The organism is Xanthomonas sp. CFBP 8445, assembly GCF_025666235.1.
Lineage (GTDB): Bacteria > Pseudomonadota > Gammaproteobacteria > Xanthomonadales > Xanthomonadaceae > Xanthomonas_A > Xanthomonas_A indica.
In genome coordinates, this window is record NZ_CP102594.1 from 517,961 (window position 1) to 540,000 (window position 22,040).

Consider the following 22,040-nt stretch of genomic DNA (forward strand, 5'->3'; position numbering starts at 1 on the left):
CAGGTGATGCGAGGCGCGCTACAGCCGCAGTTCGAACCCGAGATAGGCCCAGCGCCCGGGCGCTGGCGAGAACATCGGCTGGTTGTTGCCACCCCAGAAGAAACTGTCGTACCAGACGTAGGCGTAGCGGTTGTCGGTGAGATTCTTGACCTGCAGGTCGAGGCTGACGCGCGGGCTGAGCTGGTAGCGCACGCTGGCGTCGACCACGCGGAAGCCGCCGTACTTGCCCTGCGTGTTGCGCTCGTCGATGTAGTAGTCGCCCTGTGCGCGCGCCTGCACGCCGACCGTCCAGCGCGCATCGGGTCGGTAATCGACGCCGGCGTTGCTGATGTAGCGCGGCACCGAGAACACTTCGCGCCCGCGCAGGGATTCGCCCGAGGCATTGTAGGCGCTGACCACCTTGGCCTCCTGCAGCGCCTGCGACAGCCACAGCGTCCAGTGTTCGCCCAGTTGCGTGCTCAGTTGCAGGTCCACGCCCTGGCGCCGGGTCTGGCCCAGGCCCACCGTGGTGCCGGAGCTGACGTTGTTGGCAACCTCGTCGGTGGCGTCCTGCCGCCATACCGCCACGCGGGCCTCGGTGCCTGCCGCCGGCTGCAGCTTCAGACCCAGCTCCTTGCCGGTGTTGATCGATGGCCGCACGCCGGGCTGGCCCGGCGTCAGGTACGCCGGCGCGGTGGAGCCGGTAAGGATCTGGAAGGTGCGGCCCCAGTTGGCGTACACGCTCAGCTGCGGGGTCAACGCATAGATCACGCTGAGCTTGGGCTGGTCGATCCAGCCATAGCGTTGCAGTGGTGCGTGCACGCCGCCGGGCAGCGTGGTGTCGCCGGAGAAGCGGTCGACGCGGAACGCCGGCACGATCTTCAGCGCGGCGGTCGGCTGCAGCACCGCCTGCAGGTACAGGCCGAGGTTGTCGAGCGTGTAGCGGTCGTCGTTCTGCACGCGCGCCGGTGCACTCCAGAAATCGGTGGGCACCGCGTAGGCGTAGCGATCGCGGCGATAGCGGTTGTCCTGGTGCTCTGCGTTGAGGCCGGCTTCCACGCTCAGCAGGTCGCTGGCCTGCCAGGTGATGGTGCTGAGCAGGCCGGTCTGGGTTTCGTCCCATTGCCGGCGCTGCCGCGGCGCGTTGCCGACCGGATAACTGGTAAAGGTGACCCGGCGTTCTTCGTCGTAGCGATTGACGTACAGCGTGTTGCGCAACTGCAGGCCCTCGCCGAGCTTCAGGTCGGCGTGCACGCTGGCCTGGCGCAGGGTGCGCTCGCCGCCGTCGTTGGCATTCTGCGGCGGCGACTGCTCGCGGTCCTCGGCCAGTTGCGCGGCGGTGAGGAAGCCGGGCGCATCGGCGGTGAGATGGTAGGCGCGGGCGATCAGGCCGATGCGCGCGGTGTCGTCGTCCTCGCCGTAGAACCACTTGCCGCCGAGGGTGTACTTGCGCGCGCTGTCGTGCGCGCGTTCGCCCTGCGTGGCCTGCGCGCCGACGAAATAGTTCTGTGCCAGGCCGCCGGCCTCGTGGCCGACGGCATACTGCAACTCGCGCGTGGCGAAGCTGCCGTAGCTCAGCCGCAGGTCCTGGTAGTCGCCGCCCTGGCGCGTGGCGATGTTGAGGTTGCCGCCGATGTTGTGCAGGCCGTAGCGCGGGTCGTTGGTGCCGCGCACGACTTCGATGTAAGCGATCTCCAGCGGGAAGATCATGTCGGTGAAGCGCTGGTTGCCGCTGTTGGCATCGCTCGGCACGCCATCGATCAGGATCTTGATGCCGTTGAGGTAGCCCTCGCCGTTGAAGGCGCGGAAGGTGGCCTTGCCGGTTTCGGCGCCCTGGCGGATCTCGGTGAGCTGCACGCCGGGCATCATGCCCAGCAATTCCCAGCCGTTCATGACCTGCTTGTCGCCGATCTGCTCGCTGCCGAGCACGTCGACCGAGCTGAGGATGTTGCGGGTGGACAGCGAAGCCGCGGTCTCGCGTCGCGCCTCTACGGTGCCCAGGGTGGTGGTGGTCTCGGAGGTCAGGGTCTGCGCGCCGGCATGGCCGGCGGCAAGTCCGGCCAGGACGGCCAGGGCGAGGGAATCGATCTTCATGGGGCCTGCAAGCAAGTGGGGACAGCGGAGGGCTGGCGGCAACGGCGAGGTTGCGGGGCTTGCTTGTTCGGGACGCTGGGCGTCCGTCGCTCCGTGAAGGCAATGTTAAACGATGTGGCGGGGGAGGTGCGGCCGTCCGCCAGCCGCGACGACGACAGGGCCTCCGGTCACGAGGGGAAGCGCCTTGTAGGAGCGGCTTCAGCCGCGACGTGGTGATCCTGGGAACCCGGCGCGGCAGACGCCGCTCCCACAAGGCAACCCGCCTCCGGCGTGGAGTAGCGGAAGCAGGTCGTTGGCGTTGCCCTACAGCCGCACTTCGACGCTCAGGTAGGCCGAGCGTCCGGGCGCCGGCGAGAACATCGGCTGGTCGTTGCCGCCCCAGAAAAAGTTGTCGTACCACACGTAGGCATAGCGGGCGTCGGTGAGGTTCTTGACCTGCAGGCCGAGGCTGCTGCGCGAGGTGAGCTGGTAGCGCACGCTGGCATCGACCACGCGGAAGCCGCCGTACTTGCCCTGCGCATTGCGCTCGTCGATGTAGTAGTCGCCCTGCGCGCGCGCCTGCACGCCGAATGTCCAGCGCGCGTCGGGCCGGTAGTCGAGGCCGGCGTTGCTGATGTAGCGCGGCGTGGAGAACACCTCGCGTCCGCGCAGCGATTCGCCGGTGGCGGTGTAGGCGCTGACCACCTTGGCTTCCTGCACCGCGTGCGAGAGCCACGCGGTCCAGCGCTCGCCCAATTGCGTGCTCAGTTGCAGGTCCACGCCTTGCCGTCGGGTCTGGCCGAGGCCGACCGTGGTGCCGGTGCTGGGCATGTTGGCCACTTCGTCGGTGGCGTCCTGGCGCCACACCGCCACGCGCGCCTCGGTGCCGGCCACCGGCTGCAGTTTCAAGCCCAGTTCCTTGCCGGTATTGATCGAGGGCCGGAACGCCGGCTGGCCCGGGGTGAGATAGGCCGGCGCGGTGGAGCCGGTGAGGATCTGGAAGGTGCGTCCCCAGTTCGCATACACGCTCAGCTGCGGCGTCAGCGCGTAGATCACGCTGAGCTTGGGTTGGTCGATCCAGCCGTAGCGTTGCAGCGGCGCATGGATGCCGCCGGGTAGCGCGGTCTCGCCGGAGAAACGGTCGGCGCGGAACGCCGGCACGATCTTCAGCGCGTCGGTCGGCTGCAGCACCGCCTGCAGGTACAGACCGAGGTTGTCCAGGCTGTAGCGATCGTCGTTCTGCACCCGTGCCGGCGTGCGGTCGAAATCGGTCGGCACGCTGTAGGCATAGCGCGCGCGCCGGTAGCGGTTGTCTTGGTGCTCGGCGTTGAGGCCGGCTTCCACGCTCAGCAGGTCGCTGGCCTGCCAGGCGACGGTGCTGAGCAGACCGGTCTGGGTTTCGTCCCATTGCCGGCGCTGCCGCGGCGCGTTGCCGATCGGGTAGTCGGTGAAGGTGACGCGGCGGTCGTCCTCATAGCGATTGAAGTACAACGTGTTGCGCAGCTGCAGGCCGTCGCCGAGCCTGACGTCGGCGTGCACGCTGGCCTGGCGCATGTCGCGGTCGTCGCCGTCGTTGGCGTTCTTCGGCGGCGATTGCGTGCGGTCCTCGGCCAGTTGCGCGGCGGTGAGGAAGCCCGGTTCGTCGGCCTCGTGGTGGTAAATGCGGGCGATCAGGCCGATGCGTGCGGCATCGTCGTCTTCGCCGTAGAACCATTTGCCGCCGAGCGTGTACTTGCGCGAGGTGTCGTGCTGCCGATAGCCGTGCGCGGCCTGCGCGCCGACGAAGTAGTTCTGCGCCAGGCCATCGGCTTCATGGCCGGCGGCGTACTGCAGCTCGCGCGTGGCGAAGCTACCGCCGCTCAATCGCAGGTCCTGGTAGTTGCCGCCCTGGCGGGTGGCGATGTTGAAATTGCCGCCGATGTTGTGCAGGCCGTAGCGCGGATCGTTGGTGCCGCGGACCACCTCGATGTAGGCGATCTCCAGCGGAAAGATCATGTCGATGAAGCGCTGGTTGCCGCTGTTGACGTTGCTCGGCACGCCGTCGATCAGCACCTTGATGCCGTTGAGATAGCCCTCGCCGTTGAAGGCGCGGAAGGTGACCTTGCCGGACTCGGCGCCCTGCCGGGTTTCGGTGAGCTGCATGCCGGGCATCTGCCCGAGCAGCTCCCAGCTGTTCATGACGTTCTTGTCGCCGATCTGCTCGCTGCCGAGCACGTCGACCGAGCTGAGGATGTTGCGGGTGGACAGCGAAGCGGCGCTGTGGCGCCGCGCTTCCACGGTGCCGAGCGTGGTGGTGGTGTCGGTCGACGTCTGCGCGGCGCCGTCGCCGGCCGCGAGCCCGGCCAGCACGGCGAGGGCGTGGGTATAGGTCTTCATGGTGTGTGCGGACGAAGGGGAGTGGAGGCTGGCGGCAGCGGCGGGCTGCAGGCGAACGGATGGTGCGCGGCCCGATCCACGAGCGCGGCGCCATGTAAGTGATGTTATATCATTTCGTTAAGCCGGTGTCGGAATGGGCGCTCTGCTGGCGCACCGGCGCCGGCCTCTGCCATGCGACGGCAGGGGATGTTTGCGCCGCGAGGGCGTGGGAAAGGGAGGTGGCGGGGCCGCGCGCGACCCCGCGGCCGCTCAGGCCGGTTGCCGTGCGACCTGGAAGCCGGCGAAGGACTGCGTCACCGGCATGATTTCCAGCCGATTAATGTTCAGATGCGGCGGCAGCGTCGCGACCCAGAAGATCTGTTCGGCGATGTCGTCGGCGGTCATCGGCTGCGCGCCCTGGTAGAGCGTGTCCGAGGCCTTCTGGTCGCCATGGGTGCGGACCAGGGTGAATTCGGTCTCGGCCATGCCCGGTTCGATCGCGGTCACGCGCACGCCGGTGCCGTGCAGGTCCGAGCGCAGGCCCAGCGAGAACTGGCTGACGAAGGCCTTGGTGCCGCCGTAGGTATTGCCGCCGGGGTAGGGATACAGCGCGGCGACCGAACTGATGTTGATGATCGCGCCACGGCGCTGGATCAGCGTCGGCAGCAGGCGATGGGTCAGCGTCACCAGCGCGGTGATGTTGGTGTCGATCATCGTGCGCCAGTCGTCCAGTTGCGCGGCCTGCGCGGGCGCGGTGCCCTGGGCCAGGCCGGCGTTGTTGACCAGCAGGTCGATGCCGCGGAACGCCTCGGGCAGCGCCGCCAGCATCGCGTCCAGGGCGTCGGTGTCGCGGATGTCGAAGGCGGCGATGTGCACGCGCTCGGCGCCGAAGGCGTCCAGCAGCGGCTGCAGGCGTTCGGCGCGGCGGCCGGTGGCGATCACGCGCCAGCCGGCATCGACGAAGCGGCGCACGGCGGCGGCGCCGAAACCGGAAGTGGCACCGGTGATCAGGGCAGTCTGGGTCATGGTGGGGCCGGGAATCGGGAGGGGGGAATCAGGAATGGTAAAAGCAAATGCGGTTGTAGGGCGTCGACGGCGCCGTGTGTCCGTGCGGGAGTCAGCGCAAGCGTTTGATTGCGTGTCGGTGCCGGCGAGACAGCTCGCAGACAAAGTGTCTTGCCAAGCCTACGCGTCGCCCGGAACGGGGCGCTCGCCTCCCCATTCAACATTTCCGATTCCCCACCTAACTACGCTGTTCTCCGCGTCGCCGATGTGCCGCTGCAGCGTCATGCCGCATTGGCGGGTATCAACGCCGGCGGCGGCACTTGCGCACACATGCAAGTGAGAACGGCAGGGATGCCGCTTCTCCCATTCTCGATTCCCGACTCGCGATTCCCGGCTCTATTGCGCACTGATCGCAGCCGCCGGCAGGCGGCCGTCGATGAACTGCATCGCCATAGCAGCGTCGGTGCGCCGCAACGTCAGTGGCGACAACGCATGCATGCACGCGAAGGCGAAAACGGTACGAAGACCGCTTCTCCGAATCCCCAATCCCGATTCCCGAATCCCAGCCTCACTGCGCCTTGATCGCGATCGCCGATAGCCCGCTGCCGTTCAACTTCTGCTTGGCCTCGGCCAGTTCGCTGGCGGTGCCGTAGGGCCCCATGCGCACGCGGTAGACGGTCTTGCCGCTGATCTGCGCCGATTCCACGCGCGCCGACAGGCCCAGCATCGCCAGCTTGGCCTTGGTCGACTCGGCGTCGCCGGAGGCGCCGAACGAGCCGGCCTGCAGGATGTAGCGCGCGTTGTCGGGCGCGGCGGTCGCCGCTGCCGCGGCCGGTGCGGTGGTCGCGGCCGGCGTGGCCGTGGTCGCCGTCGGCCTTGACGCCGCCGGGGTGGCCGCGGTGCTGGTTGCCACGCTCGGCGTTTCCGGCAGCGGCGTCGGATTGGCTGCGGTTGCCGTCGGCGCGGCCGTGGCCGTTGCCGGCGTGGTGCCGGTCGCGGCGGCAGTCGCACCCGCGGCGGCCTGCGCCTTGGCCTGGCGAGCCGCCTCGGCGCGTGCGCTGGCGGCCAGTTCGGCGTCGGACATCTGCACTTCCTTGCCGGGCAGCAGGGTGTAGAAGTCGTACTGGGTCTGCGCGTCCTTCTTCGCCTCCGGCTTGGTGCTGCCGGCTGCGTGGGCGGCGGGCTTGGGCAGGTCCGGGGCCGCATCGACGTCGGCATCGGCCACCGGTGCCGGTTGCGCATCCGGATTGGCGCGCGGGCCGCCCACGCGCAGGAAGTCGCCATCCTTCTTGAACAGGCCCGGCGCGCCGAGGAACACCACCGCGGCGATCGCCGCGCCGGCGATCAGCCACACCCACCCGGGCGTGCCGTTGCCGGTGTTGCGTCGGGCCTGGGTCTTACCGCGTCGTGCTGCCATTTACCGCTTCTCCACTCACATTTTTTCCGGGGCCGAGACGCCCAGGAGGTTCAGACCGTTCGCCAGGACCTGCTGCGCCGCCACCGCCAGGGTCAGCTTGGCGTTGCGTTCGCCGGCGTCGTCCACCAGCACCGGGGTGCCGTGGTACCAGGTGTGGAAGGCCGTGGCCAGTTCGCGCAGGTACTGCGCGATCAGATGCGGCTCCAGCGCATGCCCCGCATTCTCCACCACTTCCGGGTAGCGCGAGAGTTCCTGCATCAGTTCCAGCGAGGTCGCGTCGTTCAGCCGGTTCAGTTGCGCCTGGCCGTCGGCCTGGTCGTAGTCCAGCTTCTTCTCCTGCGCCTGGCGCAGCAGGCTGCACACGCGGGCGTGCGCGTACTGCACGTAGAACACCGGGTTGTCGTTGCTCTGCTGGCGCGCCAGGTCGATGTCGAAGGTGAGCTGGGAATCGGGCTTGCGCGCGATCAGGAACCAGCGGGTGGCGTCGCGGCCGGCTTCCTCGATCAGGTCGCGCAGGGTCAGGTAGCTGCCGGCGCGCTTGGACAGTTTCACTTCCTCGCCGCCGCGCATCACCGTGACCATCTGGTGCAGCACGTATTCCGGCCATCCCTTGGGGATGCCCAGGTCCATCGCCTGCAGGCCGGCGCGCACCCGCGCCAGCGAGCCGTGGTGGTCGGCGCCCAGCTCGGTGATGGCGCGCACATAGCCGCGCTGCCACTTGCTCAGGTGGTAGGCAACGTCCGGCACGAAGTAGGTGTAGGTGCCGTCGGACTTGCGCATCACCCGGTCCTTGTCGTCGCCGAAATCGGTGGATTTCAGCCACAGCGCGCCGCCGTCCTCGTAGGTGTGGCCGGAGGCGATCAGCTTCTGCACCGCCTCTTCGACCTTGCCGTCGCGGTACAGCGAGCTTTCCAGGAAGTAGATGTCGAAATCCACGCCGAACGCGGCCAGGTCGTGGTTCTGCTCGTTGCGCAGATAGGCCACGGCGAAGCGGCGGATCGCGTCCAGATCCTGCGGATCCCTGGCGCCGGTGACCACGTGGCCTTCCAGGTCCACCGCGGCGCCGGCCAGGTAGGCGTCGGCCACGTCCTGGATGTAGTCGCCGCGATAGCCTTCCTCCGGCCAGTCCGGGCTGTCCGGGGTCTTGCCCTGGGCGCGCGCCTGCACCGAGCGCGCCAGGTTCTCGATCTGGTTGCCGCCGTCGTTGTAGTAGAACTCGCGCTTGGCGTTCCAGCCGTTGGCCTCGAGCAGGCGCGCCAGGCAGTCGCCGATGGCCGCGGCGCGGCCGTGGCCGACGTGCAGCGGGCCGGTCGGATTGGCCGAGACGTATTCCACGCCCACGGTGCGGCCGTTGCCGACCAGGCTGTGGCCGTAGTCCTCGCCCTGCTTGAGCACCGTCAGCACCTCGCGCTGGTAGGCGCCGGGGCCGAGGTGGAAATTGATGAAGCCCGGGCCGGCGATCTCGACCTTGCTGACATCGTCGTTGGCCGGCAGCGCGTCCACCAGTTGCTGGGCGAGGGCACGCGGATTGGTGCGCGCGGCCTTGGCCAGCAGCATCGCGGCATTGGTGGCGAAGTCGCCGTGCTCGCGGGTCTTGGGCCGCTCGACCACGAAGTCCGGCGGCAGGGTGTCGGCCGGCAGGGTGCCATTGGCGCGCAAGGCTTCGATGCCTTGACCGATCAGGGCGCGGAGTTGGGATTTCACGAGATCTCTGCTTGAAGCGCGGAACCGGCGATTTTACCCGACCCGCCGCCTCCCGGCCCGTCCCGGGTTCAGCCCGACCTCAGCCGTGAAGCGGCCGCAGGCCCACGCCGGCCAGACCGCTGCGCGGCGGCGTTGCCGTGGCCGCTACTGGCCCCGCCGGGCGCGCGTGCCAGGCCGGCAAGGCCTGCCCCGCGCCGCGGCTCAGGCCCAGCCGCGCGAGGCCATCGAGACCGGCACGCCGTCGCCGACGATGAAGTGGTCGAGCAGGCGCACGTCGATCAGGTCCAGCGCCTGTTTCAGCCGGTGGGTGACCGCGCGGTCGGCGGGGGAGGGTTCCGGGTTCCCGGACGGGTGGTTGTGGCCGATGATCACCGCGGCGGCGTTGAGCGTGAGCGCACGCCGCACCACCTCGCGCGGGTGCACCTCGGCGCCGTCCAGGGTGCCCTGGAACAGCTCCTCGAAGGCCAGCCAGCGGTGCCGGGTGTCCAGGAACAGCGCGGCGAACACCTCGTAGGGCCGCGACCGCAGGCGTTGCGCGAAGTAGCGGCCGGCGCTGACCGGGTTGCTGAGGGTGTCGCCGCGCTGCAGTTCCGCGGCCAGGTGGCGCTGGCCCAGCTCCAGCGCCGCCGACAGCTGGCACGCGCGCGCCGGCCCCAGCCCGGGCAGGCGCACCAGGTCGCCGGGCGTTCGGTCCAGCAGCATGCGCAACGGCCCGTGCCGCTGCAGCAGGTCGCGCGAGGTGCGCACCGCGTCGCTGCCGGGCAGGCCGGAGCCGAGAAAGATCGCCAGCAGTTCGGCGTCGGAAAGGGCCCGGGGGCCGCGTGCCAGCAGCTTTTCCCGGGGACGTTCTTCGCAGGGCCAGTCGGAGATGTGCATATCGCCAGGGTGCCGGCCGACATGGCGCAACGGTATCAGGCCGCCAAAAACCATCGGGTAAGCTAATCGTCCTTGTATGGGTAGGACATTCCCGACGTGACCCCGATTTTCGAGAGGCCCCTGCAGGGGCGACGTGTGCTGTTGTGCGTCGGCGGGGGAATCGCCGCCTACAAGGCGCTGGAACTGGTACGGCGCCTGCGCGACGCCGGCGCCGAGGTGCAGGTGGCGATGACCGCCGGCGCGCAGCAGTTCGTCACCCCGCTGAGCTTCCAGGCGCTGTCGGGTCATCTCACCCGCACCACGCTGTGGGACAGCGGGGCCGAGCAGGCGATGGGCCACCTGGAACTGGCCCGCTGGGCCGAACAGATCGTGGTGGCGCCGGCCACCGCCGACCTGCTGGCGCGCCTGGCGCACGGGCTGGCCGACGACCTGGTGGGCACGCTGTGCCTGGCCAGCACCGCGCCGCTGACCGTATGCCCGGCGATGAACCACCGCATGTGGCTGCATCCGGCCACCCAGGCCAACATCGCCACCTTGCGCCAGCGCGGCGCGCAGGTGGTCGGCCCGAACGACGGCCCGCTGGCCGAAGGCGAGTCCGGCCCCGGCCGCCTGGCCGAACCCGAGCAGATCGTCGCCGCGCTCGCTGGGCGCACGGACCAGGGCGCCGCGTCGGTTGCCCCGCCCGCCGCCGCCGCCAACGCCGCCGTTCCGTCGCGGTCTGGCACCGGCACCGGCACCGGCACCGGCACTGGCGTCCTGCGCGGCCTGCGCATGGTGATCAGCGCCGGCCCGACCTACGAAGACCTGGATCCGGTGCGCTACCTGGGCAACCGCAGCAGCGGCAAGATGGGGTATGCGCTGGCCGCGGCCGCCGCCCGGCTGGGTGCCGAGGTGGTGCTGGTCAGCGGTCCGGTGCATTTGTCTACGCCCGACGGCGTGCAGCGCATCGACGTGCGCTCGGCTGCGCAGATGCGCGAGGCGGTGCTCGGCGCGCTGCCGGCGGACATCTACATCGGCACCGCCGCGGTCGCCGATTACACGCCAAAACAGGTGGCGGCGCAGAAGATCAAGAAGAGCGGCGAGACCCTGACCCTGGAGTTGACCCGCACCCCGGACATCCTGGCCGAGGTCGCCGCGCAGACCCAGGCGCTGAAGCTGGTGGTCGGCTTCGCCGCCGAGACCCACGACATCGAGCGCTATGCCCGTGGCAAACTCGCCGACAAGCACCTGGACCTGATCGTGGCCAACCGGGTGGGGGTGGCCGGCAACGGCTTCGAGAGCGACCAGAACGCGGCCACCGCCTATTGGCAGGATGGCGAACGCGACTTCCCGGCGGTCTCCAAGACACAGCTGGCCGAACAACTGCTGGACCTGATCGCGCAGAGGCTGCACGCATGAGCACTCCCACGCCCTATCCGTTGCAGGTGAAGCTGCTGGATCCGCGCTTCGGCGACAGCTGGCCGCTGCCCGACTACGCCACCGAAGCCAGCGCCGGGCTCGATCTGCGCGCGGCCACCGAGGCGCCGCTGACCCTGGCGCCGGGCGACACCGCGCTGATCCCCAGCGGCCTGTCCATCTACATCGCCGATCCGCAGCTGTGCGCGGTGGTGCTGCCGCGCTCGGGCCTGGGCCACCGCCACGGCATCGTGCTGGGCAACGGTACCGGCCTGATCGACGCCGACTACCAGGGGCCGTTGCTGATCAGCGTCTGGAACCGCGGCCGCGAGGACTTCACCATCGCCCCCGGCGATCGCATCGCGCAGTTGGTGGTGATGCCGGTCGTGCGCGTCGCCCTGCAGGTGGTGGATACTTTTGCCGACAGCGCCAGGGGAACGGGTGGATTCGGCCATACCGGAGTGCGCTGACAGGGGATCGTCTGCATGAGCGAGGCAACACAAGCGCGGCCGGTGCCGCAGGGTTTGCGCAAGGTGGCGCCTCTGCTGACGGTGCTGCTGGTGCTGTTGGTGGTCTGGTTCGGCTGGAGCGGGGTCGAGCAATGGCGGGCCGAGCAGGCCGCCGCCACGCTGGAGCAGGCGCGCGATGCCGCGGTCATGCAGACCCAGCAGGCGCTGGCCGGCGTGGGCAAACGCCTGTCCGAGCGCCTTCAGCAGCCGACCGTGCAGGCGGCCCTGAGCCGCGGCGATGCCGCGGCCGCCGCGCAGGCGCTGCGTGCGGACTGGGCGCAGGCCGAGGACGCGCTGGTGCTGCCCGCCGACCTGGAGCCGGGCTACGCCGACACGGCGCGCTTCGGCTACGGCCGCCTGGCGCTGCTGGAAAAGGCCCTGCTGACCGGCAAGCTGGCCAGCGCGGTGATCCGCGACGGCGGCGGCCCGCGCCTGGGTCTGGCCGCGCCGGTATCGCTGGGCGGCAGCGCCGGGGTGGTCTACCTGCGCCTGCCGCTGGCGCTGCTGACCGATCCGGTCGCGCAGGCATCGGTGCCGGGCACCGGCTACCTGGCCCTGCGCCAGGGCGGCTATGACGTGATCGCCGCCGGCGACGCTGCGCTGCACGATCGCGCCGACGCGCTGTCGCGGCCGGTCGGCGACAGCGGCCTGCGCATGGTCGCCTCGCTGCCGGATACCGAAGCCGGTCCGCTTGGGCTGGGCGCGCTGCCTTGCCTGCTGGTCGCCGGCCTGTGTGCGGTGCTCGGCGCACTGCTGTTGCTGGCCGCGCGTGGGCGCCTGCCGCAGCCACGGGCGCGCCGTGCCGGCGCCGCGGCCACCGAAGAACACACCCTGCAGCAGAGCCTGCAACGCCAGGAGCTGCCGCCGCCGCCGCCGTCCGCCGCCGAGGAGGCCGCGCCGGCCAAGCCGGTGCCGGCGTTCACGGTGGCGCCGGAGATCTTCCGCGCCTACGACATCCGCGGCGTGGTCGGCCGCGACCTCAGCCCGCAGGTCGCGGCACTGATCGGCCAGGCGATCGGCGCGGTGATGCAGGAACAGGGGCTCAACGAGGTGGTGGTCGGCCGCGATGGCCGCCTGTCCGGGCCGGAGCTGTCGGCGGCGCTGATCGAAGGCTTGCGCCGCGCCGGGTGCCATGTCACCGACATCGGCCTGGCGCCGACCCCGGTGGTGTACTTCGCCGCCTATCACCTGCGCGCCGGCAGCTGCGTGGCGGTCACCGGCAGCCACAACCCGGCCGACTACAACGGCTTCAAGATCGTGATCGGCGGCGAGACCCTGTCCGGCGCCGCCATCGCCGACCTGCACGCGCGGATCAGTGCCGGCCGCCTGCCGGTGGCCGACGAACCCGGCCGGCTGCAGCAGCGCGACGTCGGCGACGACTACATCCAGCGCATCGCCGACGACGTGCAGCTGGACCGCCCGCTCAAGGTCGTGGCCGATGCCGGCAACGGCGTCGGCGGCGAGCTGGCGCCGCGGCTGCTGGAGGCGATCGGCGCCGAGGTGGTGCCGCTGTACTGCGACGTCGACGGCACCTTCCCCAACCACCATCCCGACCCCAGCGAGCCGCGCAACCTGGAGGACCTGGTGCAGACCGTGCGGCGCTTCGACGCCGACCTGGGCGTGGCCTTCGACGGCGACGCCGACCGCCTCGGCGTGGTCACCAAGGACGGCACGGTGATCTATCCGGATCGCCTGCTGATGCTGTTCGCCGCCGACGTGCTGCAACGCAACCCCGGCGCGCTGGTGATCTACGACGTCAAGTGCACCGGCAAGCTGTCCGACTACGTGCTGCGCAACGGCGGCAGCCCGCTGGTCTGGAAGACCGGGCACTCGCTGATCAAGGCGAAGATGCGCGAGACCGACGCCGAACTGGCCGGCGAGATGAGCGGCCACTTCTTCTTCAAGGAGCGCTGGTACGGGTTCGACGACGGCCTGTACGCGGCGGCGCGATTGCTGGAGATCCTGGCCCAGCGCGAGGAAGCGCCGTCGGAGGTGCTGGCCGAGTTGCCCGACAGCGTGGCCACGCCGGAGATCAAGCTGCCGGTGGACGGGCAGGATGCGCACGCGCTGGTCGCCGACCTGGCTGCCCGGGCGCAGCAGGACGGCTCGCCGTTCACCGGTGCGCGGCTGCTGACCATCGACGGCCTGCGCGCCGATTTCCCCGACGGCTGGGGCCTGGTGCGCGCCTCCAACACCACGCCGGTGCTGGTGCTGCGCTTCGAGGCCGACAACGCGGCGGCGCTGGAGCGGATCAAGGCGCTGTTCCGCGCCCAGCTGCAGGCGGTGCTGCCGGGGCTGACGCCGACGTTCTGAGAGGCTTCGCGCCCGGCCTGGTCCGGGCGCCGGACCGTACGGCGGCTCAGCCGCCGGCGGTGGTCGCGGCCGCTGCCGGGCCGACGCCGCGGGCCGCGCGGTAGCGCTGCAGCACGTCCTCGATTTCCTGATCCAGGCCCAGCCGCTGCTGCTCGAAGTTCTTCTGCATGCGCAATTGCCACAGCAGGGCGCGGTGCCGCTGCTGCACATCGTCGGCGGTCTTGGCCGGCACGCTCTGCCCGGTCAGCTCGCGCGCGCCGGCGCCGGACAGCAGGCCGATCAGGCCCTGGCGCAGGCTCTCCACGTTGTAGCGCGCGGTCTGGATGTTGTTGTCGACGATGCCGATGCGCTCGGCGAACACCCGGCGCAACTCGTCCTCGGTCTGGTACGACAGCAGCATCGCCTGGTCGGTGCGCTTGCGCGTCTCCAGCGCCGCCTGGTCGGCGCGCCGCTGCGCGGCATCGGCCGCGGCCGCGGCGCGCTCCTCGGCGTTCAATGCGCGTCCGACCTCGGCGCTGCGCATGCCGCTGGTGACGTTGAACTCGTCGCGGGCCTGGTTCACCGCTTCCGGCGGCAGCGCATCGCTGCAGGTGCGCTGTCCGCCCTGGTTCCAGCAATACAGCTTCTTGGACGGTGCCGGTGCCTGCTGCGCGGCGGCCGGCAAGGCCAGCAGCGCCAGCACCGCCGGCAGGACGCGATTGCGTGGTCGGATCGGCATCGTGGCAGCCCCCTGCTGTCAGCCAGACGAAGCGCAACCGTAGCGGGCCCGGTAGGCCAGCAGCGGTTCGCGGAAGCCGACAAGGTCTGCGTTTCCGTCGATGAATGCAAGCAGGTCGCCCAGATGCGCGACCGAGACCACAGGAACGCCGGCTTCGGCGGCCACCGCCTGCGCCGCCGAGCGGCGGTCGTCCTCGGCCGCGATCTCCTGGCGGTCCAGCGCGACCAGGATCGCGGCCGGCTCGCCGCCGGCGGCGCGGATGATGCCCAGCGCCTCGCGGATCGCGGTGCCGGCGGTGATCACGTCGTCGACGATCAGCACCCGGCGGCCGGCCAGCGGCGCGCCGATCAGGCTGCCGCCTTCGCCGTGCGCCTTGGCTTCCTTGCGATTGAACGCCAGCGGCAGGTCGCGCCCGCGCCGCGCGTACTCGCAGGCCACCGCCGTGGCCAGCGGAATGCCCTTGTAGGCCGGGCCGAACAATAGGTCGAAGTCGAGCCCGGCGGCGTCGGCGGCATCGGCGTAGCACGCCGCCAGCCGCGCCATGCTGGCACCGGAGTCGAAGCGCCCGGCGTTGAAGAAATACGGACTCAGGCGCCCGGACTTCAGCGTGAACTCGCCGAAGCGCAGCGCCTCCACGTCCAGGGCCAGTTGCAGGAAACGTTGCCGGTAGTCGGTCATTGGAAGGCCGGGATTCGGGATTGGGGATTAGGGATTCGTGAAAGCGTACCCCAAGCGCGGACGCTGCATGGGCGTGACCGGCTATGCTTTCACAAATCCCGTCATCCCCAATCCCGAATCCCGGCTCCTCACCCATGCGCATCATCAGCTTCAACGCCAACGGCCTGCGGTCGGCCGCCACCAAGGGCTTTTTCGAGTGGTTCGCCACGCAGCAGGCGGACGTGCTGTGCGTGCAGGAGACCAAGGCGCAGGAGCATCAGTTGGCCGGGCCGGCGTTCCTGCCGGACGGTTACGGCGTCTGGTTCCGCGACGCCAGCACCAAGAAGGGCTACAGCGGCGTGGCCATCTACAGCAAGCGCGAGCCGGACGAGGTGCGGACCGCGCTGGGCTGGCCCGAGTTCGACGAAGAGGGCCGCTACATCGAGGCGCGCTTCGGCAACTTGAGCGTGGTGTCCTTCTACATTCCTTCCGGGTCCTCCGGCGAGTTGCGCCAGGGCTACAAGTTCCAGGTCATGGACTGGCTGCGGCCGATCCTGGTGGAGTGGCTGCACAGCGGCCGCGACTACGTGCTGTGCGGCGACTGGAACATCGTGCGTTCGGCGCTGGACATCAAGAACTGGAAGTCGAACCAGAAGAACTCCGGCTGCCTGCCGGCCGAGCGCGACTGGCTCAACGGCCTGTGCGCCGACCGTGCCGAGGAGGCCGACCCGGCCAGCGGCCGCGGCTGGGTGGATGCCTACCGCGCGCTGCATCCGCAAGGCCAGGACTACACCTGGTGGAGCAACCGCGGTGCGGCGCGCGCCAACGACGTCGGTTGGCGCATCGACTATCAGTTCGTCACCCCGACCCTGCGCGAGCGCCTGCAAGGCTGTTCCATCTACACCGCGCAGCGCTTCTCCGACCATGCGCCGTTCACGGTGGACTACCGCGAATGAGCGGCGGCACCTCCGCGGCGCCGGTGTCGTACAAGGGCTGGGCCGGGATCAAGCGCGCCTTCGCCACGCCGTCGGCGGCGACCATGGCGCTGCTGGGCTTCGGCAGCGGGCTGCCGTTCCTGCTGATCGCCTCGCAGACCCTGTCCACGCGCCTGCGCGACGTCGGCCTGGACCTGGGCAGCATCGGCCTGATCAGCCTGGCCAGCTTCTTCTACCTGCTCAAGTTCCTGTGGGCGCCGCTGCTGGACCGCTACCGCTTCCCGCTGCTCGGCTTCCTCGGCCGGCGCCGCTCGTGGCTGCTGGTCGCGCAACTGGGCGTGGCCATCGGCCTGGTGGCGCTGGCGTTCACCCGCCCGGAGTTGAGCGTGGGCACGCTGGTGCTGTGGGTGCTGATCGCCTCGTTCGCCGGCGCCACCCAGGACTCGGTGGTGGATGCCTACCGCATCGAGATCGCGCCGCTGTCGGCGCAGGCCGCGCTCGCCGCCACCTACACTTTCGGCTACCGCATCGGCCTGATCCTGTCCGGCGCCGGCGCGCTGTATCTGGCGCAGTACGGCGACTGGACGTTGGCCTACCTGGTCATGGCCGGGCTGATGCTGCTGCCGATCGTCACCACCCTGCTGTGCCGCGAGCCGGAGGTGCCGGCGGCGACGGTGGTGCGCAGGATCGACATGGTCGGCGCGTTCTGGCAGCCGATCTCCAGCTTCTTTTCCAGCAACGGCCTGGCGCTGGGGTTGGCGCTGTTGCTGTTCGTGGGTCTGTTCAAGTTCCCCGACCAGGTGATCGGGGTGATGTCCGGCCCGTTCTACCTGGACTCGGGTTTCGACAAGGCCGACATCGCCACCGTCTCCAAGCTGTTCGGGGTCTGGATGGGCATCGCCGGGGCGTTCGCCGGCGGCCTGGCGGTGGCCGCCTTCGGCTTCCGGCGCATGTTGCTCGTCGCCGCGTTGGGCGTGGCGCTGTCCAACCTGGCGTTCCTGCTGATGGCGCACAACCCCGGCCAACTCTGGTCGTTCTACGCCGCGCTCAGCGCCGACAACCTGTTCCAGGGCTTCGCCGGGACCGTGCTGGTCGCTTTCATGTCCTCGCTGACCGACCGCAACTTCACCGCCACCCAGTACGCGCTGCTGGTGTCGCTGGCCAACCTGCCGGGCAAGTTCGTCGGTGGTGTCTCCGGCTACATCGTCGAAGCCACCTCCTACAGCACCTTCTTCGTGCTCAGCGCCTTCACCGTGATCCCGACCCTGCTGTTGCTGGCCTGGCTGTGGCCGCGGATCCGCGAACAGACGCCACAGGCGGTGTCGTCCCGCGATTGAAAGGGCGTCCCCAGGCAGGGATGATGGGCAGCGGCGCACGGGTGCGCCGCCGCCCGGGAGTCCGCATGAGCGACCTTGTGTTGCGCGATATCGACCCGTTCCTGCTCGAACGCATCCGCCGCATCGGCGTGGCGCGCGGCTGGACCCAGCGCCAGGCGGTGCTGGCGCTGATCGAGCAGGGCCTGTTCTCCAGCGAGCACGACGTGCGCAGCGGCTTCGAGCACCGCGAAGTGGATGCGCTGTCGGAGGCGATCGCGGCCTTGCGCGCGCTGCCGGCCGGCAGCGGCTTCTGACCTTCTGGCGTCGGTGCTCAGGCGGGATGGATCGCGCCGAGGATGCGCGGCCCGCGCGCGCCGCTGACCGACGGCAGGTTGCCCGGCAGCCCGGCCAGGGTCTGCCGCGCCAGCCAGGCAAATCCCATCGCTTCGATGAAGTCCGGGTCCAGGCCCTGCGTCTCGGTCGATAGCACCTGCACGCCCGGCAAGCGCGCCTGCAGCCGCGCCAGCAACAGCGGGTTGTGCACGCCGCCGCCGCACACCAGCAATTGCCGGGTCGCCGGCTGCTGCGCCAGCAGCGCATCGGCGATCGTCGCTGCGGTCAGTTCCAGCAGCGTCGCCTGCACCGCGGCCGGCGCCGGCGCCGGTGTTTCCAGGCAGGCCTCCAGCCAGCGCAGGTGGAACTGCTCGCGCCCGGTGCTCTTGGGCGGCGGCAGCGCGAACCAGGCATCGGCCAGCAGGCGCTGCAGCAGGTCGGCGTCGACCGCGCCGCTGGCGGCGAACGCGCCGCCGGCATCGTAGGGCTGGCCCTGATGGCGCTGGCACCAGGCATCGAGCAGTGCGTTGGCCGGGCCGGTGTCGAAGCCGCGCACGGCGCCGTGCGCCGGCAACAGGGTCAGGTTGCCGATGCCGCCGAGGTTGAGCACGGCCCGATCCTCGTGCGCCGCCCCCAGCATCGCCGCATGGAAAGCCGGCATCAGTGGCGCGCCATGGCCGCCGGCGGCGACGTCGCGGCGGCGGAAATCGCAGACCGTGGCGATGCCGGTCAGTTCGGCGATGCGGTTGCCGTCGCCGAGCTGCCAGGTGAAGGCGGGGTCGGCCAGCGGGCGATGGCGCACGGTCTGCCCGTGCGAACCGATCGCGCGGACCGCGGCCGGCGCGACGCCGACGTCCTCGAGCAGGCGCAGCGCCGCCTCGGCGAAGGCGATCGCGACCTCGGCATCGAGCCGCCCCAGTGCGTCCAGTGAGGTGATGTCGCCGCCTTCGCCTAGGGCGATCAGCGCCGCGCGCTGCTGCGGTGCCCAGGCATAGGTGCGGCCCAGCTGCAGATGCGGACGCCCATCGTGGCCGAAGCGCACCAGCGCGGCATCGATGCCGTCGGCGCTGGTGCCGGACATCAGGCCCAGGAACAGGGCGTCGTCGGGAACGGCGGAGAGCGAGGACATGCAAGGCACCAGGCGGCGGTCGGCGCCGCAGCGTGGGCCAGGTGCCGCCGCCCGTCAATGCGCGGCGCGGCGGAACCGGACGCCGGTGCTCAGCCGGCGTCGTGCGAGGCGGCGGCCTTGGACGAGGCGACGACCTTCTTCTTCTTCGCCGCCGGCTCGTCGGCATCGGCGTAGATCAGCTTCTCCACGCGCTGGATGCGCGCCAGCGCCGGCGAGGTCTGGGCGCGGAACGCGGCCAGCTCGGCGCCGGCCAGCGGGGTCGGCGGCGGCATCGTCACCGAGGCCGGATTGCGCTGCACCCCGTCCACGCGGAATTCGTAGTGCAGGTGCGGACCGGTGGCCATGCCGGTCATGCCGACATAGCCGATCACCGTGCCCTGGTTGATGCGCTGGCCGGCCTTAATCCCGCCGAAGCGCGACATGTGCCCGTACAGCGTGCTGTAGCCCTTGCCGTGGTCCAGGATCACCACGTTGCCGTAGCCGCGCTGGGTGCCGACGAACTGCACCCGCGCATCGCCGGCGGCCATGATCGGGGTGCCGGTCGGCGCGGCGTAGTCGATGCCCTTGTGCATGCGCATGGTGCCCAGCACCGGGTGCTTGCGCGCGCCGAAGGTGGAGCTGATGCGGCTGTAGGACACCGGCATGCGGATGAAGCTCTTCTTCAGCGGCCGCCCGGTTACGTCGAAATACTCGGCCGGCTTGCCGCCGCGCTCGAAGCGGAAGCCGCTGTAGGTCTTGCCGCGGGTGGTGAAGGTGGCCGCCAGGATCTTGCTGGTGTCGATGCGCTCGCCTTCGCGCCAGGTCTCGTCCATGACCACGCTGAAGCGGTCGCCCGGCTGCAGGTCCTTGTCGAAGTCGATGTCGTACTTGAAGATCTCGTCGGTCATCGTCGCGATCGCCGACGGTGACAGCCCGGCCTTGCGCGCGGCCACGTACAGCGAGCTGGTGATCTCGCCGCTGGTGACCACGGTGCGCGTGCTGGTCTCGCGCTCGATCACCTTCTCCTTGATGTCGTCGTCGAGCAGCGACAGTTCCACCCGGTGGGTGGCATCGCGGTCGAAGCGCAGGGCGCGCAGGTCGCCCGTCGTCGCCAGGTCGAAGCCGATCTCGGCGCCCGGGCGCAGCTTGGTCAGCGCGTCGTGGGTGCCCGGATGGTCCAGCACCCGCTGCATCACCGTGGCGGGGATGCCGAGCTTCTCGAACACCGAGCCCAGGGTCTGTCCGGACTCGATCCGAACTACCTGCCAGTTGTCGGTGATCGCGGCCTGCTGTTGCTGCGCCAGCGAGATCGGCGGCAACGGCAGCGCCAGCGTCGCCTGCGTGGTCTGCAGCGGCACGTCGATGGCGTTGGAGAAGCCGGGGACGATGGTGGCGACCATCGCGCCGATGGTGGCGAACAGGCTGGCGTGGATCCAGTGGCGGCGCGTCCAGCGTCCGGCGGGAAGGTGTTCCTTCAACTTGCGATGCAGCGCAGTGTCGTGGAGAACATGAAGGCGTTGCTGGAAGCGCTGCCGGCGCGCGCGTTCCTGATCACTGTTGGGCATCAAGGCTTCCTCACGAGCCCGAAGCGCGAGCTCAAAACTCGGCTACCATAAACATGGTTCCACAGCGCGTCAAACCATTGAGCCGGCTCGGATTTTCACCTGGCTGCATGGTTAACTCGCTCTTAACGCCATTCACGTTGCTTGACGCCACACGCCGGAGTTCCTGCTTTGTCCACGATCGAAGAGTCCCTTGCCCTGATCGGCCGCGGTGCCGATGAAATCCTCAAGCGTGAAGAACTGGAGGCCCGCCTGCGCAGCGGCCGCCCGCTGCGGGTCAAGGCCGGCTTCGATCCCACGGCGCCGGATCTGCACATCGGCCACACCGTGCTGTTGAACAAGATGCGCCAGTTCCAGGACCTGGGGCACCAGGTGATCTTCCTGATCGGCGACTTCACCGGGATGATCGGCGACCCGACCGGCAAGAACGTCACCCGCAAGCCGCTGACCCGCGAGGACGTGCTGGCCAATGCGCGCACCTACGAGGAGCAGGTGTTCAAGGTGCTCGACCGGGAGCGCACCGAGGTGCGCTTCAACTCCGAGTGGTTCGGGCAGATGAGCGCGGCCGACATGATCCGCCTGGCCGGCCAGCACACCGTCGCGCGCATGCTTGAGCGCGACGATTTCGCCAAGCGCTATGCCGCGCAGCAGTCCATCGCCATCCATGAGTTCCTGTACCCGTTGGTGCAGGGCTACGACTCGGTGGCGCTGAAGGCCGACGTCGAACTGGGCGGCACCGACCAGAAGTTCAACCTGCTGATGGGCCGCGGCCTGCAGGAGCACTACGGGCAGCCGGCGCAGATCGTGCTGACGATGCCGCTGCTCGAAGGCCTGGACGGGGTCAACAAGATGTCCAAGTCGCTGGGCAACTACATCGGCATCAGCGAGCCGGCGATCGACATCGTCACCAAAACCATGAAGATCGGCGACGAGCTGATGTGGCGTTGGATCGAACTGCTGTCCTTCGAGATCGGCATGAGCGAGGCGCAGGCGCTGCGGCAGCAGGTGCAAGCCGGCGGGCTGCACCCGCGCGAAGTGAAGCTGCGCCTGGCGCGCGAACTCACCACCCGCTTCCACGATGCGGCTGCCGCCGAGCAGGCCATCGTCGGCTGGCATGCGGTGGTGACCGGGCAGGGCGACACCAGCGCCTTGCCGCTGCAGCAGGTCGCCGTGCCGGCGGAGGGGCTGCGGATCGCCGCGCTGCTGACCGCCGCGGGCCTGACCGCCAGCAATTCCGAGGCCACCCGCAAGCTGAAGGAGCGGGCGGTGCGCGTGGCTGGCGAGGTGGTCGAGGATCCGCAACAGAGCTTCGCCCCTGGTTTCGAGGGTGTCCTGCAGGTCGGCAAGCGCACCTTTGCCCGGGTGCAACTCGTCGAAGCGTGAGATCGGTTGCCCAGGCCCGGCGAGGGACCGGGTGTGGGTGCGGCCGGCAGTGGGCTGCAACTCTATATAGAGAGGCGCGCCACGCGAGCGGTGCCAAGCAGTGCCGAGCGGCGTAAAGGCAGGGCCGGCGGGGCTGGCAGGGCCCCCGCGACGGGAGAGTGAAAAAAGTTTTCACGCCCTCTTCCCAAGCGGGCGATTTGGGGCCATACTTTCCCTCCCCTGACGCAACGCCTTCACGGCAACGCGGCAGGGGCGTCGGAACCTCTTCAAAAAGGTGTTGACTAAGTGAAAAAGTCGGCTAATATGGCCGGCTCGCTTCGAGGAAAAGCCTTCGGGTTTGGACGAAGAAGCGGCGTCAACCACCTGATCAAAAAGGTGTTGACGGCAAGAAAAAAGCCGCTA

The 22,040-nt window shown here is 69.7% G+C and carries 17 protein-coding genes; 7 read left to right on the forward strand and 10 right to left on the reverse strand.

Annotated elements, in window-relative coordinates; genetic code table 11:
* Positions 1-18 precede the first annotated feature (18 nt).
* The 6 genes from NUG21_RS02365 to radC form a co-directional block, all read right to left on the reverse strand.
* Complete coding sequence (locus tag NUG21_RS02365) at positions 19-2,073, reverse strand: TonB-dependent receptor (protein ID WP_263392169.1); 2,055 nt, start codon at positions 2,071-2,073, stop codon at positions 19-21.
* A 303-nt stretch (positions 2,074-2,376) separates the two neighbouring features.
* Positions 2,377-4,428, reverse strand: a complete 2,052-nt coding sequence (locus NUG21_RS02370; protein WP_263392170.1) for a TonB-dependent receptor — start codon at positions 4,426-4,428, stop codon at positions 2,377-2,379.
* 249 nt (positions 4,429-4,677) lie between these two features.
* Positions 4,678-5,433: an SDR family NAD(P)-dependent oxidoreductase gene (locus NUG21_RS02375; protein WP_160946710.1), complete on the reverse strand. Its 756-nt coding sequence runs from the start codon at positions 5,431-5,433 to the stop codon at positions 4,678-4,680.
* Between the two features lie 547 nt (positions 5,434-5,980).
* Positions 5,981-6,829: an SPOR domain-containing protein gene (locus NUG21_RS02380; protein ID WP_263392171.1), complete on the reverse strand. Its 849-nt coding sequence runs from the start codon at positions 6,827-6,829 to the stop codon at positions 5,981-5,983.
* Between the two features lie 15 nt (positions 6,830-6,844).
* Positions 6,845-8,533, reverse strand: coding sequence for an arginine--tRNA ligase (gene argS, locus NUG21_RS02385; protein WP_160946708.1), 1,689 nt, complete (start codon positions 8,531-8,533; stop codon positions 6,845-6,847).
* A 201-nt stretch (positions 8,534-8,734) separates the two neighbouring features.
* Entirely contained in the window at positions 8,735-9,409 is a 675-nt protein-coding gene (radC, locus tag NUG21_RS02390) for a RadC family protein (RefSeq protein WP_263392172.1), read from the reverse strand.
* A 96-nt stretch (positions 9,410-9,505) separates the two neighbouring features.
* Here radC and coaBC point away from each other — a divergent pair, with 96 nt between their 5' ends.
* From coaBC to NUG21_RS02405, 3 genes are read left to right on the forward strand one after another with little or no spacing between them, the layout of a single operon-like run.
* Positions 9,506-10,807, forward strand: coding sequence for a bifunctional phosphopantothenoylcysteine decarboxylase/phosphopantothenate--cysteine ligase CoaBC (gene coaBC / locus NUG21_RS02395; RefSeq protein WP_263392173.1), 1,302 nt, complete (start codon positions 9,506-9,508; stop codon positions 10,805-10,807).
* Positions 10,804-11,274, forward strand: coding sequence for a dUTP diphosphatase (gene dut, locus NUG21_RS02400; protein WP_017907877.1), 471 nt, complete (start codon positions 10,804-10,806; stop codon positions 11,272-11,274). Before coaBC ends, dut begins: the two co-directional genes overlap by 4 nt.
* Before the next feature lie 15 nt (positions 11,275-11,289).
* Positions 11,290-13,626, forward strand: coding sequence for a phosphomannomutase/phosphoglucomutase (locus NUG21_RS02405; RefSeq protein ID WP_263392174.1), 2,337 nt, complete (start codon positions 11,290-11,292; stop codon positions 13,624-13,626).
* A 46-nt stretch (positions 13,627-13,672) separates the two neighbouring features.
* On the opposite strand, the gene NUG21_RS02410 is transcribed toward NUG21_RS02405, so the two are convergent.
* The gene (locus tag NUG21_RS02410; RefSeq protein WP_263392175.1) at positions 13,673-14,344 is read right to left on the reverse strand and encodes a hypothetical protein; all 672 of its coding nucleotides are present in this window, start codon (positions 14,342-14,344) and stop codon (positions 13,673-13,675) included.
* Positions 14,345-14,362: 18 nt separating this feature from the next.
* On the reverse strand, positions 14,363-15,022 hold the full coding sequence (pyrE, locus tag NUG21_RS02415; RefSeq protein WP_160962628.1) for an orotate phosphoribosyltransferase: 660 nt from the start codon (positions 15,020-15,022) through the stop codon (positions 14,363-14,365).
* A 134-nt stretch (positions 15,023-15,156) separates the two neighbouring features.
* On the opposite strand from pyrE, the gene NUG21_RS02420 reads away from it, so the two are divergent.
* From NUG21_RS02420 to NUG21_RS02430, 3 genes are all read left to right on the forward strand, one after another.
* The gene (locus tag NUG21_RS02420; RefSeq protein ID WP_019796943.1) at positions 15,157-15,957 is read left to right on the forward strand and encodes an exodeoxyribonuclease III; all 801 of its coding nucleotides are present in this window, start codon (positions 15,157-15,159) and stop codon (positions 15,955-15,957) included.
* A complete protein-coding gene (locus NUG21_RS02425) occupies positions 15,954-17,273 on the forward strand; it encodes an AmpG family muropeptide MFS transporter (RefSeq protein WP_160946703.1) in 1,320 nt (439 codons plus the stop codon). Before NUG21_RS02420 ends, NUG21_RS02425 begins: the two co-directional genes overlap by 4 nt.
* A gap of 65 nt (positions 17,274-17,338) precedes the next feature.
* Positions 17,339-17,566 carry a hypothetical protein gene (locus NUG21_RS02430; RefSeq protein WP_263392176.1) on the forward strand — a complete coding sequence of 76 codons (228 nt, stop codon included), beginning with the start codon at positions 17,339-17,341 and terminating at the stop codon, positions 17,564-17,566.
* 17 nt (positions 17,567-17,583) lie between these two features.
* Here the strand turns inward: NUG21_RS02430 and NUG21_RS02435 are convergent, their stop codons facing one another.
* Both NUG21_RS02435 and NUG21_RS02440 read right to left on the reverse strand, forming a co-directional pair.
* Complete coding sequence (locus NUG21_RS02435) at positions 17,584-18,714, reverse strand: anhydro-N-acetylmuramic acid kinase (protein ID WP_263392177.1); 1,131 nt, start codon at positions 18,712-18,714, stop codon at positions 17,584-17,586.
* 89 nt (positions 18,715-18,803) lie between these two features.
* The gene (locus tag NUG21_RS02440; protein ID WP_160946701.1) at positions 18,804-20,258 is read right to left on the reverse strand and encodes a M23 family metallopeptidase; all 1,455 of its coding nucleotides are present in this window, start codon (positions 20,256-20,258) and stop codon (positions 18,804-18,806) included.
* 168 nt (positions 20,259-20,426) lie between these two features.
* On the opposite strand from NUG21_RS02440, the gene tyrS reads away from it, so the two are divergent.
* The gene (gene tyrS, locus NUG21_RS02445; protein ID WP_019797305.1) at positions 20,427-21,638 is read left to right on the forward strand and encodes a tyrosine--tRNA ligase; all 1,212 of its coding nucleotides are present in this window, start codon (positions 20,427-20,429) and stop codon (positions 21,636-21,638) included.
* Positions 21,639-22,040: the final 402 nt, after the last annotated feature.